Source organism: Nocardia sp. TBRC8007 (genome assembly GCF_056629435.1).
Map to the genome: position 1 here is coordinate 15,742 of NZ_JBWSOR010000006.1, position 22,328 is coordinate 38,069.

At 62.5% G+C, this 22,328-nt stretch carries 21 protein-coding genes and 1 pseudogene; 7 read left to right on the plus strand and 15 right to left on the minus strand.

Annotated elements, in window-relative coordinates:
- Window positions 1-40: 40 nt before the first annotated feature.
- Genes ACX4ZE_RS08455 through ACX4ZE_RS08475 form a run of 5 tightly spaced genes read right to left on the minus strand, consistent with a single transcriptional unit; the run spans window position 41 to window position 5,240 of the window.
- On the minus strand, window positions 41-400 hold the full coding sequence (locus ACX4ZE_RS08455; RefSeq protein ID WP_480272776.1) for a hypothetical protein: 360 nt from the start codon (window positions 398-400) through the stop codon (window positions 41-43).
- A gap of 43 nt (window positions 401-443) precedes the next feature.
- Window positions 444-3,617 (minus strand): BREX system P-loop protein BrxC, encoded by a 3,174-nt coding sequence (brxC, locus tag ACX4ZE_RS08460; RefSeq protein ID WP_480272897.1) that lies wholly within the window; start codon window positions 3,615-3,617, stop codon window positions 444-446.
- The gene (locus ACX4ZE_RS08465; protein WP_480272777.1) at window positions 3,554-3,991 is read right to left on the minus strand and encodes a DUF6079 family protein; all 438 of its coding nucleotides are present in this window, start codon (window positions 3,989-3,991) and stop codon (window positions 3,554-3,556) included. The genes brxC and ACX4ZE_RS08465 overlap by 64 nt, the downstream gene beginning before the upstream one ends.
- Window positions 3,991-4,614 carry a DUF1788 domain-containing protein gene (locus tag ACX4ZE_RS08470; protein WP_480272778.1) on the minus strand — a complete coding sequence of 208 codons (624 nt, stop codon included), beginning with the start codon at window positions 4,612-4,614 and terminating at the stop codon, window positions 3,991-3,993. The genes ACX4ZE_RS08465 and ACX4ZE_RS08470 overlap by 1 nt, the downstream gene beginning before the upstream one ends.
- Complete coding sequence (locus ACX4ZE_RS08475; protein ID WP_480272779.1) at window positions 4,611-5,240, minus strand: DUF1819 family protein; 630 nt, start codon at window positions 5,238-5,240, stop codon at window positions 4,611-4,613. The genes ACX4ZE_RS08470 and ACX4ZE_RS08475 overlap by 4 nt, the downstream gene beginning before the upstream one ends.
- 387 nt (window positions 5,241-5,627) lie before the next feature.
- On the opposite strand from ACX4ZE_RS08475, the pseudogene ACX4ZE_RS08480 reads away from it, so the two are divergent.
- The 3 genes and pseudogenes from ACX4ZE_RS08480 to ACX4ZE_RS08490 all read left to right on the plus strand — a co-directional run.
- Window positions 5,628-6,946: pseudogene (locus ACX4ZE_RS08480) on the plus strand (ISL3 family transposase); the annotation flags it as partial.
- Window positions 6,937-7,167 carry a hypothetical protein gene (locus ACX4ZE_RS08485; protein ID WP_480272898.1) on the plus strand — a complete coding sequence of 77 codons (231 nt, stop codon included), beginning with the start codon at window positions 6,937-6,939 and terminating at the stop codon, window positions 7,165-7,167. The pseudogene ACX4ZE_RS08480 and the gene ACX4ZE_RS08485, both read left to right, overlap by 10 nt.
- Window positions 7,168-7,174: 7 nt before the next feature.
- Window positions 7,175-7,696, plus strand: coding sequence for a hypothetical protein (locus tag ACX4ZE_RS08490; protein ID WP_480272905.1), 522 nt, complete (start codon window positions 7,175-7,177; stop codon window positions 7,694-7,696).
- A gap of 301 nt (window positions 7,697-7,997) precedes the next feature.
- On the opposite strand, the gene nrdE is transcribed toward ACX4ZE_RS08490, so the two are convergent.
- From nrdE to nrdH, 3 genes are all read right to left on the minus strand, one after another.
- Window positions 7,998-10,079 (minus strand): class 1b ribonucleoside-diphosphate reductase subunit alpha, encoded by a 2,082-nt coding sequence (nrdE, locus tag ACX4ZE_RS08495; protein ID WP_480272899.1) that lies wholly within the window; start codon window positions 10,077-10,079, stop codon window positions 7,998-8,000.
- 62 nt (window positions 10,080-10,141) lie between these two features.
- Window positions 10,142-10,603 carry a class Ib ribonucleoside-diphosphate reductase assembly flavoprotein NrdI gene (gene nrdI, locus ACX4ZE_RS08500; protein WP_480272780.1) on the minus strand — a complete coding sequence of 154 codons (462 nt, stop codon included), beginning with the start codon at window positions 10,601-10,603 and terminating at the stop codon, window positions 10,142-10,144.
- Window positions 10,604-10,675: 72 nt separating this feature from the next.
- The gene (gene nrdH, locus ACX4ZE_RS08505) at window positions 10,676-10,909 is read right to left on the minus strand and encodes a glutaredoxin-like protein NrdH (RefSeq protein WP_480272900.1); all 234 of its coding nucleotides are present in this window, start codon (window positions 10,907-10,909) and stop codon (window positions 10,676-10,678) included.
- Between the two features lie 611 nt (window positions 10,910-11,520).
- On the opposite strand from nrdH, the gene nadE reads away from it, so the two are divergent.
- Window positions 11,521-12,348: an ammonia-dependent NAD(+) synthetase gene (gene nadE, locus ACX4ZE_RS08510; RefSeq protein ID WP_480272781.1), complete on the plus strand. Its 828-nt coding sequence runs from the start codon at window positions 11,521-11,523 to the stop codon at window positions 12,346-12,348.
- Window positions 12,349-12,381: 33 nt separating this feature from the next.
- Here nadE and ACX4ZE_RS08515 read toward each other — a convergent pair whose 3' ends face one another.
- Window positions 12,382-12,624 carry a MoaD/ThiS family protein gene (locus ACX4ZE_RS08515; protein WP_480272782.1) on the minus strand — a complete coding sequence of 81 codons (243 nt, stop codon included), beginning with the start codon at window positions 12,622-12,624 and terminating at the stop codon, window positions 12,382-12,384.
- Window positions 12,617-13,675 carry a GTP 3',8-cyclase MoaA gene (gene moaA, locus ACX4ZE_RS08520; RefSeq protein WP_480272783.1) on the minus strand — a complete coding sequence of 353 codons (1,059 nt, stop codon included), beginning with the start codon at window positions 13,673-13,675 and terminating at the stop codon, window positions 12,617-12,619. Before moaA ends, ACX4ZE_RS08515 begins: the two co-directional genes overlap by 8 nt.
- 194 nt (window positions 13,676-13,869) lie before the next feature.
- Here moaA and ACX4ZE_RS08525 point away from each other — a divergent pair, with 194 nt between their 5' ends.
- The 3 genes from ACX4ZE_RS08525 to ACX4ZE_RS08535 are packed head-to-tail and all read left to right on the plus strand — an operon-like array spanning window position 13,870 to window position 16,587.
- Window positions 13,870-15,117, plus strand: a complete 1,248-nt coding sequence (locus ACX4ZE_RS08525; protein WP_480272784.1) for a molybdopterin molybdotransferase MoeA — start codon at window positions 13,870-13,872, stop codon at window positions 15,115-15,117.
- Window positions 15,114-16,166 carry a bifunctional molybdenum cofactor biosynthesis protein MoaC/MoaB gene (gene moaCB, locus ACX4ZE_RS08530; protein WP_480272785.1) on the plus strand — a complete coding sequence of 351 codons (1,053 nt, stop codon included), beginning with the start codon at window positions 15,114-15,116 and terminating at the stop codon, window positions 16,164-16,166. Before ACX4ZE_RS08525 ends, moaCB begins: the two co-directional genes overlap by 4 nt.
- Complete coding sequence (locus tag ACX4ZE_RS08535; protein ID WP_480272786.1) at window positions 16,153-16,587, plus strand: molybdenum cofactor biosynthesis protein MoaE; 435 nt, start codon at window positions 16,153-16,155, stop codon at window positions 16,585-16,587. Before moaCB ends, ACX4ZE_RS08535 begins: the two co-directional genes overlap by 14 nt.
- A 25-nt stretch (window positions 16,588-16,612) precedes the next feature.
- Here the strand turns inward: ACX4ZE_RS08535 and ACX4ZE_RS08540 are convergent, their stop codons facing one another.
- From ACX4ZE_RS08540 to ACX4ZE_RS08560, 5 genes are all read right to left on the minus strand, one after another.
- On the minus strand, window positions 16,613-17,644 hold the full coding sequence (locus ACX4ZE_RS08540; protein ID WP_480272787.1) for a CobW family GTP-binding protein: 1,032 nt from the start codon (window positions 17,642-17,644) through the stop codon (window positions 16,613-16,615).
- Between the two features lie 121 nt (window positions 17,645-17,765).
- Complete coding sequence (locus ACX4ZE_RS08545; RefSeq protein WP_480272788.1) at window positions 17,766-18,911, minus strand: N-acetylmuramoyl-L-alanine amidase; 1,146 nt, start codon at window positions 18,909-18,911, stop codon at window positions 17,766-17,768.
- Between the two features lie 138 nt (window positions 18,912-19,049).
- Window positions 19,050-19,667: a sigma-70 family RNA polymerase sigma factor gene (locus ACX4ZE_RS08550; RefSeq protein ID WP_480272789.1), complete on the minus strand. Its 618-nt coding sequence runs from the start codon at window positions 19,665-19,667 to the stop codon at window positions 19,050-19,052.
- Between the two features lie 214 nt (window positions 19,668-19,881).
- Window positions 19,882-20,739 carry a cyclopropane mycolic acid synthase family methyltransferase gene (locus ACX4ZE_RS08555; RefSeq protein ID WP_480272790.1) on the minus strand — a complete coding sequence of 286 codons (858 nt, stop codon included), beginning with the start codon at window positions 20,737-20,739 and terminating at the stop codon, window positions 19,882-19,884.
- A 216-nt stretch (window positions 20,740-20,955) separates the two neighbouring features.
- Window positions 20,956-22,236, minus strand: coding sequence for an MFS transporter (locus ACX4ZE_RS08560; RefSeq protein WP_480272901.1), 1,281 nt, complete (start codon window positions 22,234-22,236; stop codon window positions 20,956-20,958).
- Window positions 22,237-22,328 lie beyond the last annotated feature (92 nt).

A 22,328-nucleotide genomic window follows, 5' to 3' on the forward strand; every position in this document is an offset into this window, starting at 1 on the left:
TCGCTTTCTCGAGCGGCGTCGGGTGTCTCCGGTGCACGGGTCACAGGACGATCGTCTTTCCGTGTCCGCGAACTCCCCCCGCCTGTGCGCGGGTGAGGATCTCCGGCAGCGCCGACGCGGACCCCGCTGCTGGGGACACGACCCCGAATGGACCCGAGAAGCCGTTCGCGTCCATATAGCGCGCGGCAGTCAGCCGGTTGAACCAGGTGTAGGCGGCAGTGTCCGACACCCAGGCGAGCCCGTGCTCATCGACGGCATCCCGCAACGCCCGCACGTCGCGCGGGTACTCGGCCGCGGCCTTCGGGTTGTCGAGGAGCTGCTTGGCCCGTCCCCGCATCTGCTCGATCAGCGTGGTTCGCGACGAGGTGGCGAAGGTTTTCAATGCGGCGGTGTTCTTCATCGTTCGCTTTCTCGAGCGGCGTCGGGTGTCTCCGGTGCACGGGTCACAGGACGATCGTCTTTCCGTCGTCGAGTGCGGCCAGCAAGCCGGCCCGCAGTCGCTGCACATACAGGTCGACCTGGTCAGGTCTGGTGAGCATTGCTGGAACACCCGCGACCGCGACCGCGCTCAGCCGCACCGTCGACTTCACAGTGCTCTTCGACCTGGTCGGTCCGCCGCCATCGACGTTGGTGGGGATGTGCCCGCCTTCCCGCTCAGCTTCTGTTGGGTCCTCCTGCTCCGCCGCGGGCGAGTTGATCAGCACCTCGATCGCCGACTGGTAGGCGGTATCGAACGACCTTCGTGCCAGTGCCACCTGCCCCCGGGTCGTATGTGACCCGAGGCCGTCCAGAACGGATCGCAGCCCGTTTCGGGCCTGCTCCTGCGCCTTGTCCGTGGAGTCGCGGAACACCTGCTCCCGCAGCAGCGATTCCAGGCGTTCCTCGACGAGGCTCCGCAACGCGTCCCGATCGGAGGTAACCACAGCATCGAGGCGCTGGACCAGACGTAGATGCAGCTGCTTGATCTGCGGGACACCTCGGTAGAACGTGGGATTGTCGAGTGCGGACCGCAGGGCGTCGACATCGCTGCTATCGACGTCGTCGACCTCGGCGCCACGACGTTCCAGGAACATGCGGGCATCGTCGACGATGCCTCTCTGCTGTCCGCGTAGGAAGCCGCGGATCGGGTCCAGCACGTTTTCCTTGAGGTCGAGCAGCTCGTCGGAGTCAACCAGGAAGCCGCCGAGGTACCAGTCCTCATCGTTGCCTATCGCGGACCGGATGACAGCTGAAGCGTCAGCTACGGCTGCGCCGAACGGGTATGGAAGCCTCACCCAGTTGTCGAGTTCGGCCGCGTCCTCACCGAGCGCTGCCCGCACGCGGCTCACCAATTCCTCTGGTGTAGAGGGAATTTCGGAGGTGTCGCGGTATTCGTTCAGGAACGCCTGGAGTTTGCGCACCTTCGCCGGATCCTGTGCACGTACTTCCTCCACCGCAATCAGGCGGTGCTTCTTGGTGCTGCGCAGCTCCTCGGCGATCTCGGTGCGCACCAGAAGCCGGCTGTCGAGTTTCAATCGCACAGAACCGGTCTTCGTCCCGTGCGCGATCGCGGCCAGGACAGTCGTCATCGACCAACCGAACGGCGGGCGGGCGAAGTCGTCCACGAGGGAGCCGACTGTCGATGCGGTCTGGCGCACCTTCGCGTTGCGAACGGACACAACGATCGACCCGGCGAGGGTGTCGAGCGTCGATGTGACGTCGAGATCGAGGGTGGCCTCGTCTCGGAGGATCCGCCCGAGATCGGTCTCCTTGAGCGTGGAAATTCCCCGCGCTTCGTTGATCCGCGTGTACCGGGACTCGATGGCCACCTGCAGCGCTGCCTGCACACGGCCCTTCGCCTGCCCGCCGCCGATATCGAGCATGCTGCCGTTGTGCACCAGATCCGCAGTTGCGACGGCTTTCCGGATCTCACCGAGCACCTCGCGCTGGCGTTCCACATTGGCGCGCTGGTGGGAGTCCAGAATCCGCCTACGAGACTCCGGCAACGTCGATTTCATCTGCAGCTGCACGTAATCACGGGTCCGCACATACAGGTCGATGTCATCGCGGGTGCGCTGGCTCAGGTCGAGCACCACGAACACCGCCCCGGCATGGCCGACCGAATGGTGTTTGACGTCCTCGAGCGCGTGCCCGCTGTAAGGGGTGACGAAGCGCACGCTCAACTCCTCCGAGCGCCCCTGCCGCTCGCCGTCGAGCATCCGTTCCAGGCCCAGATCGACACCCGTGGCCTCATGCCGCACCTTCGCTCCGACACCCGACGCGTTCACGATCTCTTCGTTGAGCAGCTTTCTGATCGCGGATTCGTTGCGCTCGTGGTTCTTGATCGCCTTCTCGACATCCTGTTCCTCGTTGGTGAGGTAGGCGTAGGTCGAGCCGGTGCGCTGGACGTAGGTATTGGACTCGAGCAGCCGCAGGGCCCGCTCGATGTCCTCGTGGAGTGCCGCGACGTTCGTCTCGATCGCCGGTGTGAGCAGCACCGACAAGGACTGCGGGGTGGCCTCGAACTGCTCGATGTACTTGGTCATCAGCAGTGCCTTGAGCACGCGCAGTGCTAGGTCCGTGTCCGGCCCATCCAAGTTCCGGGCCGCGGTGGCGACGTTCTGTTTGACGGATGCGTTCACCGACTTCTCGATGCCGTCGTAGAACATGTCGAACGTGGCCAGTGCACCGACGTCGGCTGCCTTCATCACCGACCCGATATCTCTTGTCACGCCGAGCAGTGATCTCTCACCCACTGATGCGTGTCGGCCGGTGAAGGCATTGAAGTCCGACAATCCCCGCATCGCGTCGTGGAAGAGTTCGAACTGGTAGTCGACAAACGGGTAAGTACCGACGAAGTCCTCGACCGTCGAGTAGTTCTTGTAAGTCCGCTGGTCCTGGAAGGCGAACAGCGAACGGAAACGGTCCTCGTTGGCCGCGTAGACCACACCGAGCCGGGTGGCCCCGTCCCGGGTCTTTTCGAGCAGGCGCTTGGAGACCACCTCACGCACGTTCTTCGAATCCAGTTTCAGCTGAATCGCGAAGCGCGCCTGGATCTTCGAGAAGTCCTGCTGCTGCTCCTTGGTGCGGTCTCCGATGATCGAATCCATGACCTCCTGCGAAGTCACCATCACCCACGCACGGCCTCGGCACTTGACGTAGAGAGACTCGGCGATGGTCTGCAAGCTCAGCATCAGCTTCGTGTTCTGGCCGATGAACTGGCCGATCTCGTCCACGTAGAAGCCCACCCTGGCCGGCGATCCGGGCTGTTTGTCGAGCCACTCCGCGACCTCTTCTGCGAAGGACTCGATCGACACGCTGTAGTTCTCCCGGTAGGCCGTCAGTGGGCGCTCGAGCGACACGCCGGTAGCTTCCGCGTACGCCTTCTCCACTGCGGGCTCGACGATAACCGCGAGCTCGCGTCCCTGCTCCCACGGCTTTCCGTGGATACCCGCGAACGCCTCCTTGAACCGATCGAACACACCCTGCCCGGCGAGATCTCGCTCGAAACGAGCGATGTACGGGGTCTTGCCGAAATAGCCGGCAGCCTCGTAGAAGACCTGCACGAATACCTTCAGCAGCGCGTCGGGTTGGTTCTTCTCGTTCTTGTCGACCTTCTCGTCGATATTGAAGAGCAGCGACCGGGCCGGATCGCTGCGGAGCGTTCCAGCGCTCCCCGCAGGATCGCCTCGTGTGCGGGCACCTTGTCGAGGAAGGCGCCGACCACCTTCGTCCTAGCGATCCCGGCGCCGTCCACATCACCGAGCAGATATGCCAGCATCTTGAGCAGATGCGACTTACCGGAGCCGAAGAAACCGGCGATCCACACGCCGTTGGACTCCGGTTCGCCCGGGTGCGTGTACGCCTCGAGCAGGTCGGTCAGGTGCTTCGCCACTTCATCGGTGACGACGTACTCGCGCACTTCGGTCTCGAGCTGAGCGGAACCCGAGGCCTTGACGACACCATCGAGCGGCCGATCGATGTCGTTCGCGAGGATCTGCTCAATGTGCATCAGGACTGCTCCAATTCCAGTAGATCGAAAGCGCGGTAGTAATCGTCATCAGTGAGCCGATCGAACAGGACCAGCGATGACCCCTGCGTGGGTGACTGCCGGTAGGTGCCCGGGAACACCAGAACCACGGGTAGGTCGGCCAGCAGGGGTTGCAGGGTGTTGAGAACGGTGTGCGCACGTACCAGCGGGTACAGTCGACCGACGTTCGACAGCATGACGACCTGCGGCCGTGGCTGCTGTTCCCCGACGATCCGGGTGACGAAGGGTGACAGGTGCTCCTGCGGTGAGATCACGTTGCCGACACTCTCGCCGAACATCTCCTTCGGCAGTGCGGGTTCCTGTTCGAGGATCTGCGCCCATTGTCCGGTCTCGGACCACAATTCGGTCGCCGCGCGCCACAGATCGATGACACAGACCTCGATGCCGTCCTTGCGCAGCCGCGTAACCAGACGACGGTGTTCACCGACGACGTTCGGCTCGTCGGACGGCCGATACGCCAGTACGAAGTAGGGAACCTCGCCGATCTGCCCCTTCATCCCGAGGAAGCCCGGCGACCGCATTACCCGGTACGCGAGTTCAAATCGAGTCGTGAGCGGCAGCTCATCCGACAGTGGAGTGGTCATCGTGTTCCGTCCCGGCCGGCGAACGCGGCCACCTGTGCATCGTGGATCGGGAAACTCAGCAGGAGTTGGTCACCTACGGCAGCGACTACTGCCGACACTTCCGGCGCGGGATTTTTCGGCAGTACCCGATCTTCGTTGTCGAGCAGTCCGGCCTCTCGCAGCATACGGAACGTGTTCTGACGCAACTTGACTCTTGTGGAGGCGGTCGCGTCCCGAAGCGCGTCCACCCAGGATGACTGCAGGTTCCAGAAGGTGTCGAAATCGGCATAGCTAACGATGCCGCGCCCCGACACCAGTCGGTCGCGGACTACCTCCCGGCCGAAGTCGCGCAGGAAGCGGTAGCGCAGGCATGCCGCCAGCCACATCAGCTGCCGTGAATCGTCGACCGATCCGTGCGCAACCAGTTCCACGCCTGTCGGAGGGAGTTCGCCGAGCCGTTGCACGACTTCACGCGTCAGCCGCACGGTCGATGCCGTAGTACGTTGTTGAACGAGGTTCGATTCGACTGCCTTCGCACGTGCAGTCGCGGCATCGGGCACCCTGACCAACAGCCCTGCAATCGCAACCGCTTCTGTGCGCAGCAACCCGCCCGTCGTGAAAGACAAGCGGTAACTGCCGTCAGTCACGAACAACCTCCAATCCACTCACCACGGCCACGTCGGGGTACGGGCCACTGCATAATCGTAGGCAGGACGGGAATCCAGTTCCGCCGAGCCGTACGACACTAGTCGGTCGGACCGACATGTAGCGATCGAACGTCCAATGCGGAAAAGATCACCTCGTGGCCGCGCGGCTATTGAGTTCCGGAAGATGACCATGGAGGTGTCAGGTGGCTCATATGCGGCAAGCGGTTGAGCACAGCCACCCCGTCCCCCTGCCGATAGTCGAATCACCGACGTTCTCACCTCTGATGCCTGAAATAAGAGGGTGTCTTATGGGCTCTTCGAACTTGGTGGGGGTCTGGTGTGACTGACGACGTGCGTGTCGGTGACAGAGAAGGGGCTCGCGCCCTTGTGGACTGGGTGTTCTCTACGCATCCAGCAACAAAGGCGCGAGCGTGTCCAACAGTAGTTCATTGCTGCTCGGTCTCGGCGGCATCATCGTCGAGACCGTCGTCGTCGATCCTGACCAGGGCCGGGTGGTGCGGGTTCGGACCGCACCGCAGTGGGTCGGGCTGTGCCCGGCCTGCGGTACCCGGTCACCTCGTTCGCGAGGTTGGGTGACGACCCGTCCCCGGGACATCAAGCTCGGGCCGGATCGCCCCGTGATCGAGTGGAACAAGCAGAAATGGTTGTGCACCAACACTTCCTGTGACCGTAAGACGTTCACCGAATCGGTGCCGCAGATCCCGCCGCGCGCCCGGATCACCGCTCGCGCCAAGACCGAGATGGCCCACGCCGTACTCGACGACATGCGGTCGGTATCGGCAGTCGCGGTGGCCTACGGACGCAGCTGGAACACCTGTCACACCGCGCCGGCCCGCCTCGCCGATGTGGTCTTGGCCGGCGAACCGCAACCGGTGACCGTGCTCGGCATCGATGAAACACGACGGGGTAAAGCGAAATACGAAACAGATCCCCACACCGGCACACGCGTGTGGATCGACCGGTTCGACACCGGTCTGGTCGACATCACCGGCCCCGGCGGGCTGCTGGTGCAGGTCAACGGCCGTTGCGCAAAACCGGTCACCGACTGGATCGGCGAACGCAGCGGCGACTGGCGTGAGCAGATCACCCACGTGGCGATCGACATGTCGGTCGTCTACGCCAAGGCCGCCCGCGAAGCGCTACCACACGCACAGCTGATCGTGGACCGGTTTCACCTGGTCAAACGCGCGAATCACATGATCGAGGTGGTACGCCGCCGCGTTACCTGGGCCTGCCGTGGCCGCCGCGGCCGCGCAAAGCCGACCCGGAGTGGATCAACCGCCGCCGACTGCTGCGCGGCGCCGAACGACTCACCAGCGACCAACACACCCGCCTGATCGCGGCCCTCGATACCGCCGACCCGAACGGGGACATCTTCGCCGCGTGGATCGCCAAGGAACTGCTACGAGACGTGCCGGCCTGCACCGACCGTGGCGGTCTCGGCTACGAGATCCGCACTGCGCTGCACCATTTCTACACCTTCTGCGCCGACACCAAAGTTCCCGAGATCCACGACCTCGCCCAGACCATCGAACAATGGCAGGAACCGATGATCGCCGCCATCACCACCGGGCTGTCGAACGCCCGCAGCGAGGGCTACAACCGCATCGTCAAACACATCGGCAGCATCGCGTTCGGACTCGGAAGAGCCGGTAATCCACCCGCGCGAGAGGCGATGGATCTGTATAACGACGAACTCGGCAGAACGATTGCCCAGGAAAATCCGGACGCCACCCCCGAGCAGCTGCGAACCAAAATTGCCGAGGCTATTCAGGATGGGAAGGCGATCATGCTCACCGCTCCGGACGAACACACCACTCCACAGGTTACGTGGAGCAATGCGGTTCAACCCGGTCAAACCAAAATCCAGTCCGGAGGCGGCGTGGCACTACCTGGGAAGAGGTGAAAGAACTATGAAAATCAGGTCCCTCATCGTCGCTACCGCAATGGTGCCAATGCTGAGCAGCTGCTTCGCGAATCAACCGGACACAGAACCCTGTGAAACGAATATTTTCAACTTCAGAAGCAACAAGGAACCGCTCGGCTCTGCCATAGATTTCGATGAGGCATCACGCACGGCAGCGCAGGGTTCGGCCCCGGTCACCCTCGGTGAGGTCACCCGAACAGCCGGCTGGAACGACAACTGGGATCGCATGGTCGATGTATTCTTGCCGACAACTGCCGAGAAGCTGTACAAGCAAACACAAACGAACAAAAATCAGATTTGCTGGAAGAACTGGCCCGAACCACTAGCCATCGATGATGATCATGTGCCAGGGGGCTTATACCTCTTCTTCGCGGACGGCAAACCGGTACAGGTTGTAGAATGGCCTTTCGACCAAAAGTTTCTGAGTATGAAGCATCTCCCTGACCTCACCCCTCAGACAGTACTCATCCCGGACCCGAGTGGTCCGAAACTTATTCCCGCACAATAAATTCCCGTAGCGATACTGAACCGCCCATGTCGCGATCGCTCGACCGAAGCCGATCAGCCGAACACGAACCGAGAAGAACCCGCCCCCGGAATCACCCCTCGAAAGCCGACTCGAGCCACGCCTGACAAAACCATAATCACCAAGTACCGTCCGGACACCACAACCCCGCCCCTTCGGAGCGACCGTTCGCGGCCGAGTGATCGAAGCGCACGCGCCGAAGGCGCAAGTCTCGATCACTCGGCCGCGAAACTCCAAGGACCGCGAACCCGCCGCGCCCGCGCGGCCGAGAACACAGCCGAAATCACAGCATGCAGGACACGCAACCCTCGACTTCGGTTCCCTCCAAAGCCATTTGGCGCAAACGGATGTAGTAGAGGGTCTTGATCCCCTTGCGCCAGGCGTAGATCTGGGCGCGGTTGACGTCACGGGTGGTGGCGGAGTCCTTGAAGAACAGCGTCAGCGACAGCCCCTGGTCCACGTGCTGGGTGGCCGCAGCATAGGTGTCGATGATCTTCTCGTAGCCGATCTCATAGGCGTCCTCGTAATATTCGAGGTTGTCGTTGGTCATATAGGGCGCCGGGTAGTAGACACGCCCGATCTTGCCCTCCTTGCGGATCTCGATCTTCGATGCCACCGGGTGAATAGAGCTGGTGGAGTGGTTGATATAGGAGATAGAGCCGGTCGGCGGCACCGCTTGCAGATTCTGGTTGTAGATGCCGTGCGCCATGACCGAAGCTTTCAGCTCACGCCAGTCGTCCTGAGTCGGGATGTGTATGCCCGCGTCTGCGAACAGCTGCCGGACCCGATCCGTCTTCGGCTCCCACACCTGATCGGTGTACTTGTCGAAGTACTCGCCGCTGGCATACTTCGATTCGGGAAAGCCGCCGAAGTAGCGTCCGCGCTCGATCGCGATCCGGTTCGATGCCTGGATCGCGTGGTAGACAACGGCGTAGAAGTAGATATCGGTGAAGTCGATGCCCTCTTCTGACCCGTAATGGATGCGCTCGCGCGCCAGGTAACCGTGTAGGTTCATTTGTCCGAGGCCGATGGCGTGCGAAGAATTGTTGCCCTGCTCGATCGAAGGAACCGAGTTGATGTGGGTCTGGTCCGACACCGCGGTCAGCGCCCGGATAGCCACCTCGATGGTCTGGGCGAGGTCGGGTGAGTCCATGGTCTTGGCGATGTTCAGCGAGCCGAGGTTGCAGGAGATGTCCTTGCCGACCTTGGCGTAAGACAAATCAGCGTTGAACTCCGATGGCGTAGACACCTGCAGGATCTCTGAGCACAGATTGGAGTGCGTGATCTTACCCTCGATCGGGTTGGTCCGGTTCACCGTGTCTTCGAACATGATGTACGGATAGCCGGACTCGAACTGCAGCTCTGCGATGGTCTGGAAGAATTCCCGCGCCTTGATCTTCGACTTGCGGATACGCTTGTCGTCGACCATCTCATGATATTTCTCGGTGATATCGATATCGGCGAACGGCTTACCGTAGATGCGTTCCACATCGTAGGGCGAGAACAGATACATATCCTCGTTCTTCTTGGCCAGTTCGAAGGTGATGTCCGGGATCACCACGCCCATCGAGAGGGTCTTGATGCGGATCTTCTCGTCTGCGTTCTCCCGCTTGGTGTCCAGGAACCGGTAGATATCCGGGTGGTGCGCGTGCAGGTAGACCGCACCCGCACCCTGGCGCGCGCCGAGCTGGTTGGCGTAGGAGAACGAGTCCTCCAGCAGCTTCATGATCGGGATGACGCCCGAACTCTGGTTCTCGATCTTCTTGATCGGCGCGCCGTGCTCGCGAATGTTGCTGAGCAGCAACGCGACACCACCACCACGCTTGGACAGCTGCAGCGCGGAGTTGATCGAGCGCCCGATGGACTCCATATTGTCCTCGATGCGAAGGAGGAAACAAGACACCGGCTCGCCGCGCTGCTTCTTACCCGAGTTCAGGAAGGTCGGGGTGGCCGGCTGGAACCGGCCGTCGATGATCTCGTCGACCAGTTGGGTCGCCAACACCTCGTTGCCTGCGGCGAGGGTGAGCGCGACCATACATACCCGGTCCTCGAACCGCTCCAGGTAGCGCTTGCCGTCGAAGGTTTTCAGTGTGTACGAGGTGTAGTACTTGAACGCGCCGAGGAAGGTCGGGAACCGGAATTTCTTGGCATAGGCCTGCTTGAACAGCTTCTTGATGAATACGCGGCTGTACTGCTCGAGCACCTCTGGCTCGTAGTAGTTCTCGCTGATCAGGTAGTCCAGCTTCTCGTCCAGGTTGTGGAAGAAGACGGTGTTCTGGTTGACATGTTGTAGGAAGTATTGATGGGTGGCCTCCCTGTCCTTGTCGAACTGGATCTCGCCGTCCGGACCGTACAGGTTCAGCATCGCGTTGAGGGCGTGGTAGTCCAGCGCCTCGCCCGCCTCGGCACTGCGGACCGGAGGTTGCTCTAAGCGAGCTGTTTTTCCGGCCGGTGCTGTCGTTGCTGTTGCCAAAACAATCCCAATCCCTCTCGGACGCGTTCGACGTCCTCAGCAGTTCCCATGAGTTCGAAGCGATACAAGTACGGCACCCCGCACTTACGCGCGATCAGCTCGCCCGCGTAGCAGTAGGTCTCACCGAAATTCGTATTGCCCGCGGCGATGACACCGCGCAGCAAAGCGCGGTTGGCCGGGTCGTTGAGGAACTCGGCGACCTGCCGGGGCAGGAAGTCCTTCTCGGAGCGTGCGCCCCCCAGAACGTGTCGGCCGCCCCCGTAGGTCGGGACGATCAGCACATACGGCCGATCTGCGCGCAAGGAGTCCGCGATACGCAGTGGTATGCGAGTGGCCGGGAGACCCAGCTTCTCGACGAAACGATGGGTATTCCCCGAAGCGCTGGAGAAGTAGACCAGCGACGCAGACTTCGCCATGATCAGCTCCCTCCGCTCAGCAGCGCTCGCGCCGGATCTCTCGGGCTCGTCCCGCGGACGAGCCGGAAGCGGTCACGCCGCCACAGTCGCGAGCGACTTGATGCGGTCGGGCCGGAAGCCGGACCAGTGGTCCGTCCCCGCCACCACGACCGGCGCCTGTAGATACCCGAGGGCCAGGACGTAATCACGCGCCTCGTCGTTCTCGGAGATATCGATGACCCGGTAGTCCACCCCAGCTTTGTCGAGAGCCTTGTAGGTGGCGTTGCATTGGACACACGCGGGCTTGGTGTACACGGTGACAGTCATTGACATCCCTCTCTCCTAGTGCCTGATCCACAGCCTGTGATCCCATGCGATGCATGATCCGAGGCATGCTGCGCAAACTTTCGGATCCGGACTCGAATTCTCCGATTGGCCGACGTGCGCCGAGCGAATCCCTCGCCGTCTTCCAGTATCGAAGACACTACACCTAGTGGCAGACAGATTCATCCAACACGACATGTAGCGAGTCACCACAACGAAATTTCACCGGGAGAAGTACCAGGAAACTCGATTCACCCCAGATAGAACAGTGCTCCATATCACAAACACGTCGTATAGCTAATTTTTAGCAAACCGACTGATGCGCACGAATCCCGCCACCCCGCCGAGGCGGGCAGCGCACGAGACCGGAGAGGAAGCATACATGGAAGCCGGCCCGATGCGAGTGGCCTCGACCAGTTCACACATCGCGATCAACGGCCACACCGGTAACGCTGAACCCTCGCCGACACGCGGCCGACAATGCCTGCCTCGGCACCGGTCACGCACCGATGCCGTTTCAGAGCCACACCAACGAACAGGTCGACGACGATCAGGGCAGGAACACATCGTCCGGCACGTGGTCATCGGCTGAATCACCAGTAGACTCCGGCGCCATGCGGAGTGTGCGCGAACTGATCATCAAGGAACTGGGCGTCCAGCCAACGATCGAACCGAAGATCGAGGTGCGGCGCCGGATCGATTTCCTCGTGGAGTATCTTAACGCCACTCCGGCAAGGGGTTTCGTTCTCGGCATCAGTGGTGGACAGGACAGCGCTCTCGCCGGAAGGCTTTGCCAGCTCGCGGTCGAACAACTGCGCGCAGACGGAAAGGAGGCGACGTTTCTCGCCGTACGGTTGCCCTACGGTGTGCAGGCTGATGAGGCCGACGCGCAGATCGCGCTGAACTTCATCCAGCCGGACCGCCAGATCGCGGTGGATGTGCGACCCAGCACGAACGCGGCGGCTACGGAGACGGCAGCCGCATTGCGAATGGACACGCTGCGCGACTTCGTGCGCGGCAATATCAAGGCACGCGAACGCATGGTCATCCAGTACGCGTTGGCCGGGCAGGAAAACCTGCTGGTGGTCGGTACCGATCACGCGGCGGAGGCGGTCACCGGTTTCTTCACCAAGTACGGTGACGGCGGTGTCGACCTGACCCCACTCACCGGGCTCACCAAGCGCCAAGGCGCGGCGCTACTACAGGAGCTCGGCGCACCGGCAGGCATCTGGTCCAAGATCCCCACCGCGGATCTGGAGGACGACCGGCCCGCCCTGCCCGACGAGGAGGCCCTCGGAATGCGCTATACCGAGATCGACGATTACCTGGAAAACAGGGAGGTCACAGCGGAAGTCGCGGCCAAGATCGAATCCATCTACTCGGGTACCCGGCACAAGCGAACCGTCCCGGTGACGCCGCTGGACACCTGGTGGCGGTCCTGACTTGTTCACTTGTTCAGCCCGTTCGCAGGCGGCTCATCCGCCCGCGAACGGTGGAAGGACATCCACTCTAGCGCTCAGCGCGAACTCTGGGTTACGGGTGAGCTCGTCACCGATCAGATAGGCACATACCGAGAGCATCTTGTCTACATCCGGTCCGTAGGTGGCCGACAACGCGGCACGTAGATCCGCCACCGTGGCGCCTGCTGGGAAGTCGAGGGTCTCTCCTGCCTTGCCTACAGCGTCGGCGATCGCGGCGAAATAGCGGATCTCAACCACCGATAGCTCCCATCGTCCGCTCCGGAGGGACAAAGCCCTCGGCGTCGATGCCATGGCCCGCCCACTTGTTCCACATCGCACCACGCCAGAGGGTGGCGAGCTCCGCGTCGTCTGCGCCGGAACGCAGCGCTTGGCGCAGATCGAACTCCTGATCGCTGAACAAACAGGAACGTAGCATGCCATCGGCGGTGAGCCGGGTGCGGTCGCACGTGTCGCAGAACTTGCGCGTCACCGTCGCGATGATGCCGACAGTGCCCGGCCCCCCGTCCACCAGCCATCTCTCCGCGGGCGCCGCCGGATCGGCCCGTCCCGCCGCAGTGAGCTCGAACCGAGCTCCGAGCACTTCGAGCAGCTCGGCGGCGGTAACCATGCTGTCTCGGGCCCACTCATGGTCAGCATCGAGCGGCATCTCCTCGATGAACCGCAGCTCGCAGCCTTGATCCAGGCACCAACGCAACAACTCCGACGCACCAGAAAGGGTCGGGCGCATCAACACGGCGTTGACTTTGACCGGAGCCAACCCGGCGTCCCGGGCGGCGCGGATACCAGCGAGCACGGACTCGAGGCGGTCGCGCCGAGTCAACCGCGCGAAACCGGCCCGGTCAACCGTGTCCAGCGACACATTCACCCGGTGCAAACCGGCGGCGACGAGTGCATGAACACGGTGCGCCAGTCCGACGCCATTGGTCGTCATGGCTAGCGGGACATGCGGCACCTGAGCATGACAGCCCGCGATAATGTGTTCCAGGTCGTGGCGTAGCAATGGCTCGCCTCCGGTGAAACGGACCTCACTCACCCCCAGTTCGCACACCGCGAGCCGCACCAACCTGACAATCTCGTCCGCCGTGAGCAGTTCCTCCCGAGGAATCTCCGGCAGACCCTCTTCTGGCATGCAATAGGTGCAGCGCAGCGAGCACTTCTCGGTAATGGAGACACGTAGGTCCCGGGCGACGCGCCCGAAACGATCCAGTAGGAACGGAGTGTCGGGGCGGCCGTCCAGCGAAGGACGCCCGGAACGCACAGCGGGAATCCCTATCTCGACCCGAGTCACCTGCCTATTATGACCGTCTTCTCCGAATCCGTGAATCCGCCAGGCCCACCAGGAAGCTCACCACCTTCCTGCCCGGAGAGTGAGCTCACCCGTCATGGCCACGACCAGGGCAACAATTCACCGGAACGAATCCGAAGCAGTAAAGTAGTGGTGGAAACAGAGAGTTCCCTGGAGAGGGCGCTAGGCTGACTCGCATGAAACCTCGGCCCGCGAGCATCTCGGCCAGGACCGTCGACGATTACCGGGACAGCATCGAGCAACTATTACGCCCGCTGGCCGCCCGCACGGTCGAGTCTGTCGCGCTGTCACGGGCACTGGGCAGCCAGCTGACCGAGGACATCCGGTCGCCGATAGACCTGCCGGTGTTCCGGAACTCCGCGATGGACGGGTATGCGGTCCGCTCCGAGGCGGTAGCGGACGCACCGGTCACGCTGCCACTGGTCGGCGTAGTCGCCGCGGGCGCTGCGAGTCCCCCGCCGCTACCTCGGGAGGCGGCGATAAAGGTGATGACCGGTGCCCTGCTCCCGCTCGGCGCGGACTGCGTGGTCCCAGTGGAGGACACCCGCACCGCCGACTCCGAGGTGACCGTCCTACGACGCTGTAGCGCAGGAGAATTCGTTCGTGAACCAGGCACCGATGTACGAGCCGGTGATCTGCTCGTCCATGCGGGAACTGCCTTGGCGCCGCGGCACATCGCGGCCCTCGCCGCAGTCGGCCTGTCGACGGTACCGATGTTTCGCGCGGTCCGCGGTGCGGTCATCACTACCGGTGACGAACTGGTCGCCGCGGGAAACGCCCTGCGTCCCGGACAGATCTACGATTCCAACGGCGTCGCCTTGGCAGCCGCGCTCGCCGCGAACGGGGTCGATGTCGTCTCGGTCACGCACAGTACCGACGATCCGGCACGTTTTCTCACGCTGCTGTCCGCCGCGACCAAGACAGCTGATGTGGTATTCACCTCCGGCGGCGTGTCCAAGGGTGACTTCGAAGTGGTCAAGCATGTACTCGAGCCGCTCGGCGGACAGTTCGGTTCGGTAGCGATGCAGCCAGGCGGCCCGCAGGGGCTTACTGTCGTAGCCGGAGTGCCGGTGCTCAGTTTCCCCGGCAACCCGGTGAGCACAATGGTGTCGTTCGAGATATTCGCCCGCCCGATCCTGCGGCGCCTCGCCGGTCTGCCCGAGGTAGACCACTATCAGCTTCCGCTGCGCACCGCCGTATCGCACTCCCCGGCGGGGAAGCGGCAGTTCCTGCGCGGCAAACTGAGCCACGCCCGGCCAGGGGAAGCGACTACATCGCACTGGCCTCCGGAGGCTGTCGAGGTGGTATCCGGACCTGGCTCGCATCTGGTGGCAGGCATGGCGTGGGCCGATGCGCTGATCGATGTGCCCGCCGAGGTCACCGCACTGCCAGTGGGCACGCCTGTGCGAGTGTGGTCACTATGAGCGAGTTGTCCCATATCGACCACGAAGGTCGCGCCCACATGGTCGATGTGAGCGCGAAAAGCGATACCACCCGGATCGCTGTCGCGGCGGGTGAATTGCACACTACGACCGAGGTAGTCGCATTGGTGCGAGCAGATGATCTGCCGAAGGCGGATGTGCTGTCCACTGCTCGCATCGCAGGCATCGGCGGAGCGAAGAAGACCTCGGAGCTCATCCCGCTGTGTCATCAGCTGGCGCTCTCCTCGGTACGGATCGAATTCGGTTTCACCGACACCGCGATCACGATCGAGGCCACCGTGAAAACCAAGGGACCGACCGGTGTCGAGATGGAGGCACTCACCGCGGTCACCGTCGCCGGTCTCACCCTGCACGACATGGTGAAGGCGGTCGACCCAGCGGCAATGCTCACCGAGGTGCGATTACTCACCAAAGAAGGCGGTAAAAGCGGGCACTGGACACGCAAGACGAACACCGAGCAACAGACACCGATTCGGCACGCTGGCGAAGCCCACTCGTCCAGTGCCGCCGGAGAACCGGCACCAGAGGCCGAACCTGAATTCGACCGGGTCGACCGCTCGGCCGTGGTGCTGGTCGCTTCTACCGGTGCCGCGGCGGGCACCCGCACCGATACCACCGGGACTGTCCTCACTGAATGGCTTGCCGGACTCGGCTTCTCAGTGCGAGGTCCGCTGATCTACGCTGACGCGAAGATCGCGCTCGGCCTGTCCGACGCATTGCGCTTCGAGCCGGCACTAGTGATCAGCACCGGCGGAACCGGCCCCTCTCCCACCGACTCGACCCCCGAAGCGACCCTTGCCGTGCTGGATCGCGAACTACCCGGCGTGGCCGAAGCTATCAGGCAACGTGGCACCGCTACATTCCCGCTCGCCGCACTGAGCCGCGGGGTGGCCGGGCTCGCAGGCCGTTCGGTGATCGTGAACTTGCCCGGTTCGCCCGGCGGTGTCAGAGACGGCATCGCGGTGTTGGAACCGCTGCTCGATCATCTGCTCGCCCAAGCAACCGGAGGTGGCGATCATGGCGACGACTGAAACTATGGTCCGTCTCGCTCGAATCAGCGATCACCCACTCGACCCCGCCGAGGTCGAAACCGCAGTGACAGGGCCGCACTATGGCGCAACTGTGGTGTTCACGGGAAAGGTCCGTGATCATGATGGTGGACAGGCGGTTTCGGCCCTGGAGTACTCCGCGCACCCACAAGCCGAACGTTTCCTGCGCACCATCTGCGCGGAACTGGCCACCAGGCACGGACTGCCGGTTGCCGCAGTGCATCGGGTCGGCGCGCTCACCATCGGCGATCACGCGATCGTCGTCGCGGTGGCGGCAGCCCACCGCGACGAGGCCTTTACGGCCTGCGCGGAACTGGTGGATCGGATCAAACACGATGTTCCGATCTGGAAACGGCAATTGTTCGCCGACGGTCTGTCCGAATGGGTGAATGCCTGCGGATAAGCTGCCCAACGGAGTCCCGATACGCTCAATGGGGTGTATAGCGCCAAACACCGAGCATGCTCGATGAATCGAGCGGATCGGCGGCATCATGCACGATGTCGCGTAACCGGGCCAGAGCAGTCTCGGCATGCAAACCGACCCCGATGAGCACCACACATGTGCCGCGGCGTTCACCTCGCGACCAACTGCCCGGTTCGAAGACGATATGGCGGCCGACCATGTGCACGACGAACTTTCTGCGTTCGTTCGCGACGCCGAAAGCGACGAATCCCTTGACGCGTAACAACCCCGGAGGCGGATCTTCCAGAAAACCGATCAGTTTGCGCGGATCCAGCGCCGACCCACTGCGGAACGAGACACTGGTGTAATCATCATGCAGATGACGATGCCCGGCTTCGTCGCGGTCGTGCTCGGTGAGCAGGTCGTCGAAACTCAATTGCTCGGGTTCCTGGAGTATCCCACGTACCGACTGATCGAACAGCAGCCCAGGATCGATCCGGCCGTGCGTCGTCGCATACACCGGCACCGGGCCGACAAGCGCGCCGATATCCGCCCGCAACTGGGCCAGTTGCCCCTGCAGTACCCGATCGGCTTTGTTCACCACTACCAGATCGGCCAGCCGCAGGTGCGTGATCAGCTCCGGATGGCGCGTGCTACTTGCTGGAAACTGTTCAGCATCGACCACTTCGACCAAACCGCCGTAGCGGATGCGCGGATTGTCGCTGCCGATAACCATCCGGATGAGATTGCGCGGTTCGGCCAGGCCGCTGGCCTCTACGACGATCACATCGATCTTGGCGCGCGGCTGCGCGAGCCGAGTGAACAACTCGTCGAGCTCGGTGACATCGACCGCGCAACATACACAACCGTTGCCGAGCGAAACCATGGCGTCGACCTGGCCGGCAACCAGCATCGAATCGATATTGATCGCCCCGAAGTCATTGACCACCACCCCGATTCGAGTTCCCCGATTGTCCCGTAGCAAGTGGTTGAGCATGGTGGTCTTCCCCGCACCGAGAAATCCCGCGACGAGCAGAACAGGAATCCGGTCGACCATTCCGCTCACCCTACTGCGCCACACGACCTACTGGACATCCGGATACTGCCCCTCGGCGTGACGCCGCTAGCGACAGGCATATTCAGTGCGCAGGCCGTTCTGCCTTTTAGCTACTTCTAGGCTACTTCGAGGGAGCGAGCAGCATGCTTGCCAGGGTGTAGGCGAAGTTGACCAGCTCCGTGGTGAGAGTGGCGCTGTCCATGCCGAGCAATGTCGCCAACGGCTCGAGTAGCTCCGCCAGCGTCCCGGCTTCCATCTGCTCGTTCGGTACGCTCGGCAATTGCCGCATTTCTGGCACAACCTGTGCCTCGGGGTCGGTCGGAGCCGTCCCTTGCGGCACATCTGGAAGCAGCGGAGTCTGCGGTGTTCCCGGATTCGCCTGCGGATCGCTCTGCTCCACCGCCGATCCATCGGATGATGTGCCCGGTTGCGGGCTGGTCTGCACCGGGGATCGATCTGATGCTCTTTCCGGCGGCGAGGTATCCAGCAGATAGCCGACCAACCCGGTCGTCAGCGCGATCGCATGCTGGAGTTGCCCTTCCGGTGTTTCCAACAGCGCCGCGTCCACGGGATTGCCGCCGTTGCCCATCTCGAGAAAAACGACAGGAACCGTGGTCAGCGCGGGTCCGGCGACATCCCTGCGGATCTGCAGCCCGTCCACCACACCGCCGTAGTTCGCCGAGACGAAACCCGCCTTCTGGTATGCGTCGCGCACCGCCTTCGATGCAGCACGGCCTGATCCGGACTGGACTCGGTCGATAGGTGCGTTCGGGATAGGCAGCTCAGGAACGATCAGATGGAAACCGTGATACTGCGCGGGCGCACTGTCAGCATGGATACTCACGGCGACATCGGCGCGCGACCGGTTCGCCGCATGCGCCCGGTCGTCGATACATCCACCCCAGCCGAAGTCGTCCTGACGACTCAGCACGACATATGCGCCGAGACCTTCCAGCGCGGCCTTGACCAACTGGGCGACGCTCCAGGTGATGGTGTGTTCCGGAACGCCGTTCAACGTGGTCATCCCAGTGGTCTGACAATCCTTGGCACCACCTCGGCCATCGCTGACCGGCTTGGCCAGAACTTCGGAATGGTTCGGCCCCTGATGTCCAGGGTCGAGGAATACGGTCTTACCCACAAGCGTGTTCTCTGCGTCGAATACACTCGGTGTAGCCTGCGCGGTGACCGGGATCGCACCGGAAAAAATTCCCGCTACCACGGCAGTAACGGCGACACAGAGCCCAATCCTGACGATGCTCGGCTTCATATGCGGTCGGCCCTCCAAGGCGGAGCGCCCCTCCCTTCCCACTTGTGACACCAAACTCGATAGTCAACTTCGACAACACGCGTCTCAGCACAGCAAGGGGAGCTACTGCAGTGTGCCAGCATCAGCGGCGCAGTTCCGTCAGGCACACTGTGGAAGTTTGCGCAAAGATTGCAGACCGTAATGTACTCGAGTCTTCACCGTGCCGACCGGAACGCCGAAATCATCAGCGACCTCCTGGTAGGCGCGTCCACGTAGGATCACCTCGCGCACAGCCGCCCGCTGCGCGATAGGGAGCGATGCCAGTAGCTGTGCCACCAGTAAATCGTCGACCAGACCGTCGGAGAAATCGGGGTTCGCATGGCGGGAATCGGCGAGTTCGCTGATCTCATCCCAGCCGGAATCCCCCGGTCGCGCAACGCAGGCACGGAGCAGATCGTTGAGAATATTGCGCTCGATCGCCAGTAGCCAGGTCCGAACCGAACCTCTGGTCTCATCGAACTGCGCGCACGAACGCCAAGCGCGCAACAACGTTTCCTGTACCGCCTGTTCCGCCAGCCCGCGGTCACCGAGCATCCGCATGGCTCGCCAATGCAGCAATGTGTGGTCGGCGGCGAGCACGGCGCCGAGCCCGTCATCGGTGCACAATCGCGCACATCGATGACCGCACCGCACCGAACGGCCTGCGCTGTTGATATGTCTGGCACCCTTCATATCAGGGATATCGCGGCGCAGCGATCCGATGACAACACCACGCACGCGTCGATCACTACCGCAACAGACAACAGCAGGCACCACCACGGACCACGCCTGCGCGCAGTCCGAGCGGACGTCGCAGGCGCAATCGAGTTGTCCACCGAGTACCGCCAGGCCAGCACCCGACTGTTTCCTAGTAGAGCCGGACATTCCTAGTGGAGCCGGACACCTGGGCGTTCCTCTGTGCGGACGAACGCTCCCGCGACCCCTCTGGCACTCACTTCACCATGGTGAACTGCATGACGTTGATACGGCCCGCACGGAATTGCTCCGCGGAACCGGTCAGATACTTCAGATACCGGTCGTAGACTTCCTCGGACGCGAAAGCGATCGCCTCTGCACGATGCGACCGCAGTGCCTCGGCCCAGCAATCGAGTGTGCGTACATAATGGGGCCGCAGTTCCTGGATGCGCTCCGTGCCGAGTCCGGCACTTCCGGCCAGCCGAGTGATCTCGGCGGGCTGCGGCAGCTGTCCGCCGGGGAAGATTTCCCGCTTGATGAAGATGTGGAACAGCGCGTCGTCGCGGGTGACAGGAATGTTCATGCGATGCATGTCTTTGAGCGTGTAGCCGATAATAGTGTGCAGAAGCATCCGGCCTTCCGGCGGAAGTATCCGACGACACCGATCGAAGAACGCCGCATAACGCTCCCGCCGGAAATGCTCGAACGCACCGATACTCACGATCCGGTCGGCATCGTCATCGTATTCCTCCCACCCCTGCTGTCTGATCTCGACACCGGTAAGACCTTCCCGGTCGATCAGCTCCTGGACATAATCGTACTGATTACGGCTGAGTGTGAGCCCGATGACCTTGACCCCGTACTCCGTGACGGCACGCAACATCGTCGCGCCCCACCCGCACCCGATATCGAGCAGAGTCATTCCCGGCCACAGATCGAGCTTGCCGAGCGCCAGATCGATCTTGGCGCGCTGTGCTTGTTCGAGCGTCATATCCGCGCTCTCGAAATAGGCGCAACTGTAGGTCATCGACGGGTCGAGAAACAGTGCGTAGAACTCGTTGGACAGATCGTAATGCGCCTGTACTTGCTGATAGAACGGTTGAAGATCAGTCATCACGTTCTCCTGCTCATCGAGGGTTACGAGCTGATACGCGAGAGTGTTCTTCGTTTACCGTATCGCCTTGTGCGATAACGACCTGCTGCTTGCGCTCGTGTCGCGTTCTCGTGGCGACGATCAGGCGAGATGTTTCCGTGCCGAGCCACTGCGAAGGGGCGGCGTGGATATCGAAACGTCCTGCGACGCATCGTGCGTCGTGCTACCCACCGAACCCTATCCGCGAGTGGAGAACTCTGTCGCGAAGTGGGCCGGAACCGCCCCGCCTGCGTCCGGGACTACGGTACCGCGCAGGGAGGTTCCCACAGTTTCCCGCAGGAAGCTCCAAGCGATCAGGCCGATCAGAGCAGCGCCGATCATATAGACCGCAGGGAACAGAGCCCAACCGGTCGCTTCGATCACAGCCTCGTTGATCAGCGGCGCGGTGCCACCGAAGACAGCGGTGGAGAAATTGTAGGCCAGGGCGAAACCCGCGTAGCGAACATGAGTCGGGAAGATAGCGGGAAAAGTGGAGCTGATAGTGGACAACTGCGGCACGTAACACAGCCCGAGCACAATGAAGCCGATAATCGCCCAACCGGTGCCCCGACCCATCAACCAATACATCGGCACCGCGAGCACCGCGAGACCTACCAGCGAGAACAACCACAGCGGACGGCGACCGACACGGTCGGACAACCGACCGAAAAACGGCAACACCAGCATCATCACCAACTGTCCGACCAGCATCATCGCGGTGGTGGTCGACTCACCCATGCCGAGCGTGTTCTGCAGATAGGTAGGTTGATAGGTCAACAAAGTATAGTTCACCACATTGAGCGCGACGACCAACCCCGCGAGAGTGAGCATCTCGCGCCGGTAGGTGGTCAATACCGCGCGCAGGCCACCGGGCGGGTGTTCCCGCTTCGCGACTTCGCTGAAGACGGGACTCTCGTCCAGCTTTCCCCGCAAATACCAGCCGATCGCACCGAGCGGGACGGCTATCAGGAACGGAATGCGCCAGCCCCAGCTCTCCATGCCCTCCGAGCCGAGCACGAGCTGACAGACCAGCACCGTCGCGGAACCGCCGACGAAGCCGGCGAGCGTGCCGAACTCCAGAAAGCTGCCGATGAACCCCCGTTTGCGGTCATCGGCGCACTCAGCCAGATATGTTGCGGCACCGCCATACTCACCACCGGCGGAAAACCCTTGCACCACCCGGAGAGCAATGAGCAGAGTCGGCGCGAGTACACCGACAGTCGCATGGGTCGGCAACAGGCCGATAGCGCCGGTAGCAGCGGCCATGAGCAGGATTGTGACGGCCAATACGGCCTTGCGGCCGATCCGGTCGCCGAGCGGCCCCCACACCATCCCGCCGAGCGGCCGGAGCACGAACGAGACGGCAAACCCGAGCATGGTGCCGAGCGTGCCCAAGGCACCGGGAAAGAAAGCGTGGGTGAGGTAAGTCGCAGTGGCGGCGTAGACACCGTAATCGAACCACTCGGTAGCATTGCCCATGGCCGAGGCCGCCACAGAGCGCCGTAGCGGGACATTCTCTGGTACGCGGTCGGTCACGTACACGTCCTCTCCAGCCCGTCCACGGACCTCGA

Excerpts from the sequence above, each read along its gene's own strand:
- ACX4ZE_RS08455 (WP_480272776.1), bottom strand. The coding sequence starts at position 400 with ATGAAGAACACCGCCGCATTGAAAACCTTCGCCACCTCGTCGCGAACC.
- ACX4ZE_RS08465 (WP_480272777.1), bottom strand. The coding sequence starts at position 3,991 with ATGCACATTGAGCAGATCCTCGCGAACGACATCGATCGGCCGCTCGAT.
- ACX4ZE_RS08470 (WP_480272778.1), bottom strand. The coding sequence starts at position 4,614 with ATGACCACTCCACTGTCGGATGAGCTGCCGCTCACGACTCGATTTGAA.
- ACX4ZE_RS08485 (WP_480272898.1), top strand. The coding sequence starts at position 6,937 with ATGGATCTGTATAACGACGAACTCGGCAGAACGATTGCCCAGGAAAAT.
- ACX4ZE_RS08490 (WP_480272905.1), top strand. The coding sequence starts at position 7,175 with ATGAAAATCAGGTCCCTCATCGTCGCTACCGCAATGGTGCCAATGCTG.
- nrdE (WP_480272899.1), bottom strand. The coding sequence starts at position 10,079 with ATGCTGAACCTGTACGGTCCGGACGGCGAGATCCAGTTCGACAAGGAC.
- nrdI (WP_480272780.1), bottom strand. The coding sequence starts at position 10,603 with ATGGCGAAGTCTGCGTCGCTGGTCTACTTCTCCAGCGCTTCGGGGAAT.
- nrdH (WP_480272900.1), bottom strand. The coding sequence starts at position 10,909 with ATGACTGTCACCGTGTACACCAAGCCCGCGTGTGTCCAATGCAACGCC.
- nadE (WP_480272781.1), top strand. The coding sequence starts at position 11,521 with ATGCGGAGTGTGCGCGAACTGATCATCAAGGAACTGGGCGTCCAGCCA.
- ACX4ZE_RS08525 (WP_480272784.1), top strand. The coding sequence starts at position 13,870 with ATGAAACCTCGGCCCGCGAGCATCTCGGCCAGGACCGTCGACGATTAC.
- moaCB (WP_480272785.1), top strand. The coding sequence starts at position 15,114 with ATGAGCGAGTTGTCCCATATCGACCACGAAGGTCGCGCCCACATGGTC.
- ACX4ZE_RS08535 (WP_480272786.1), top strand. The coding sequence starts at position 16,153 with ATGGCGACGACTGAAACTATGGTCCGTCTCGCTCGAATCAGCGATCAC.
- ACX4ZE_RS08540 (WP_480272787.1), bottom strand. The coding sequence starts at position 17,644 with ATGGTCGACCGGATTCCTGTTCTGCTCGTCGCGGGATTTCTCGGTGCG.
- ACX4ZE_RS08545 (WP_480272788.1), bottom strand. The coding sequence starts at position 18,911 with ATGAAGCCGAGCATCGTCAGGATTGGGCTCTGTGTCGCCGTTACTGCC.
- ACX4ZE_RS08555 (WP_480272790.1), bottom strand. The coding sequence starts at position 20,739 with ATGACTGATCTTCAACCGTTCTATCAGCAAGTACAGGCGCATTACGAT.
- ACX4ZE_RS08560 (WP_480272901.1), bottom strand. The coding sequence starts at position 22,236 with ATGGGCAATGCTACCGAGTGGTTCGATTACGGTGTCTACGCCGCCACT.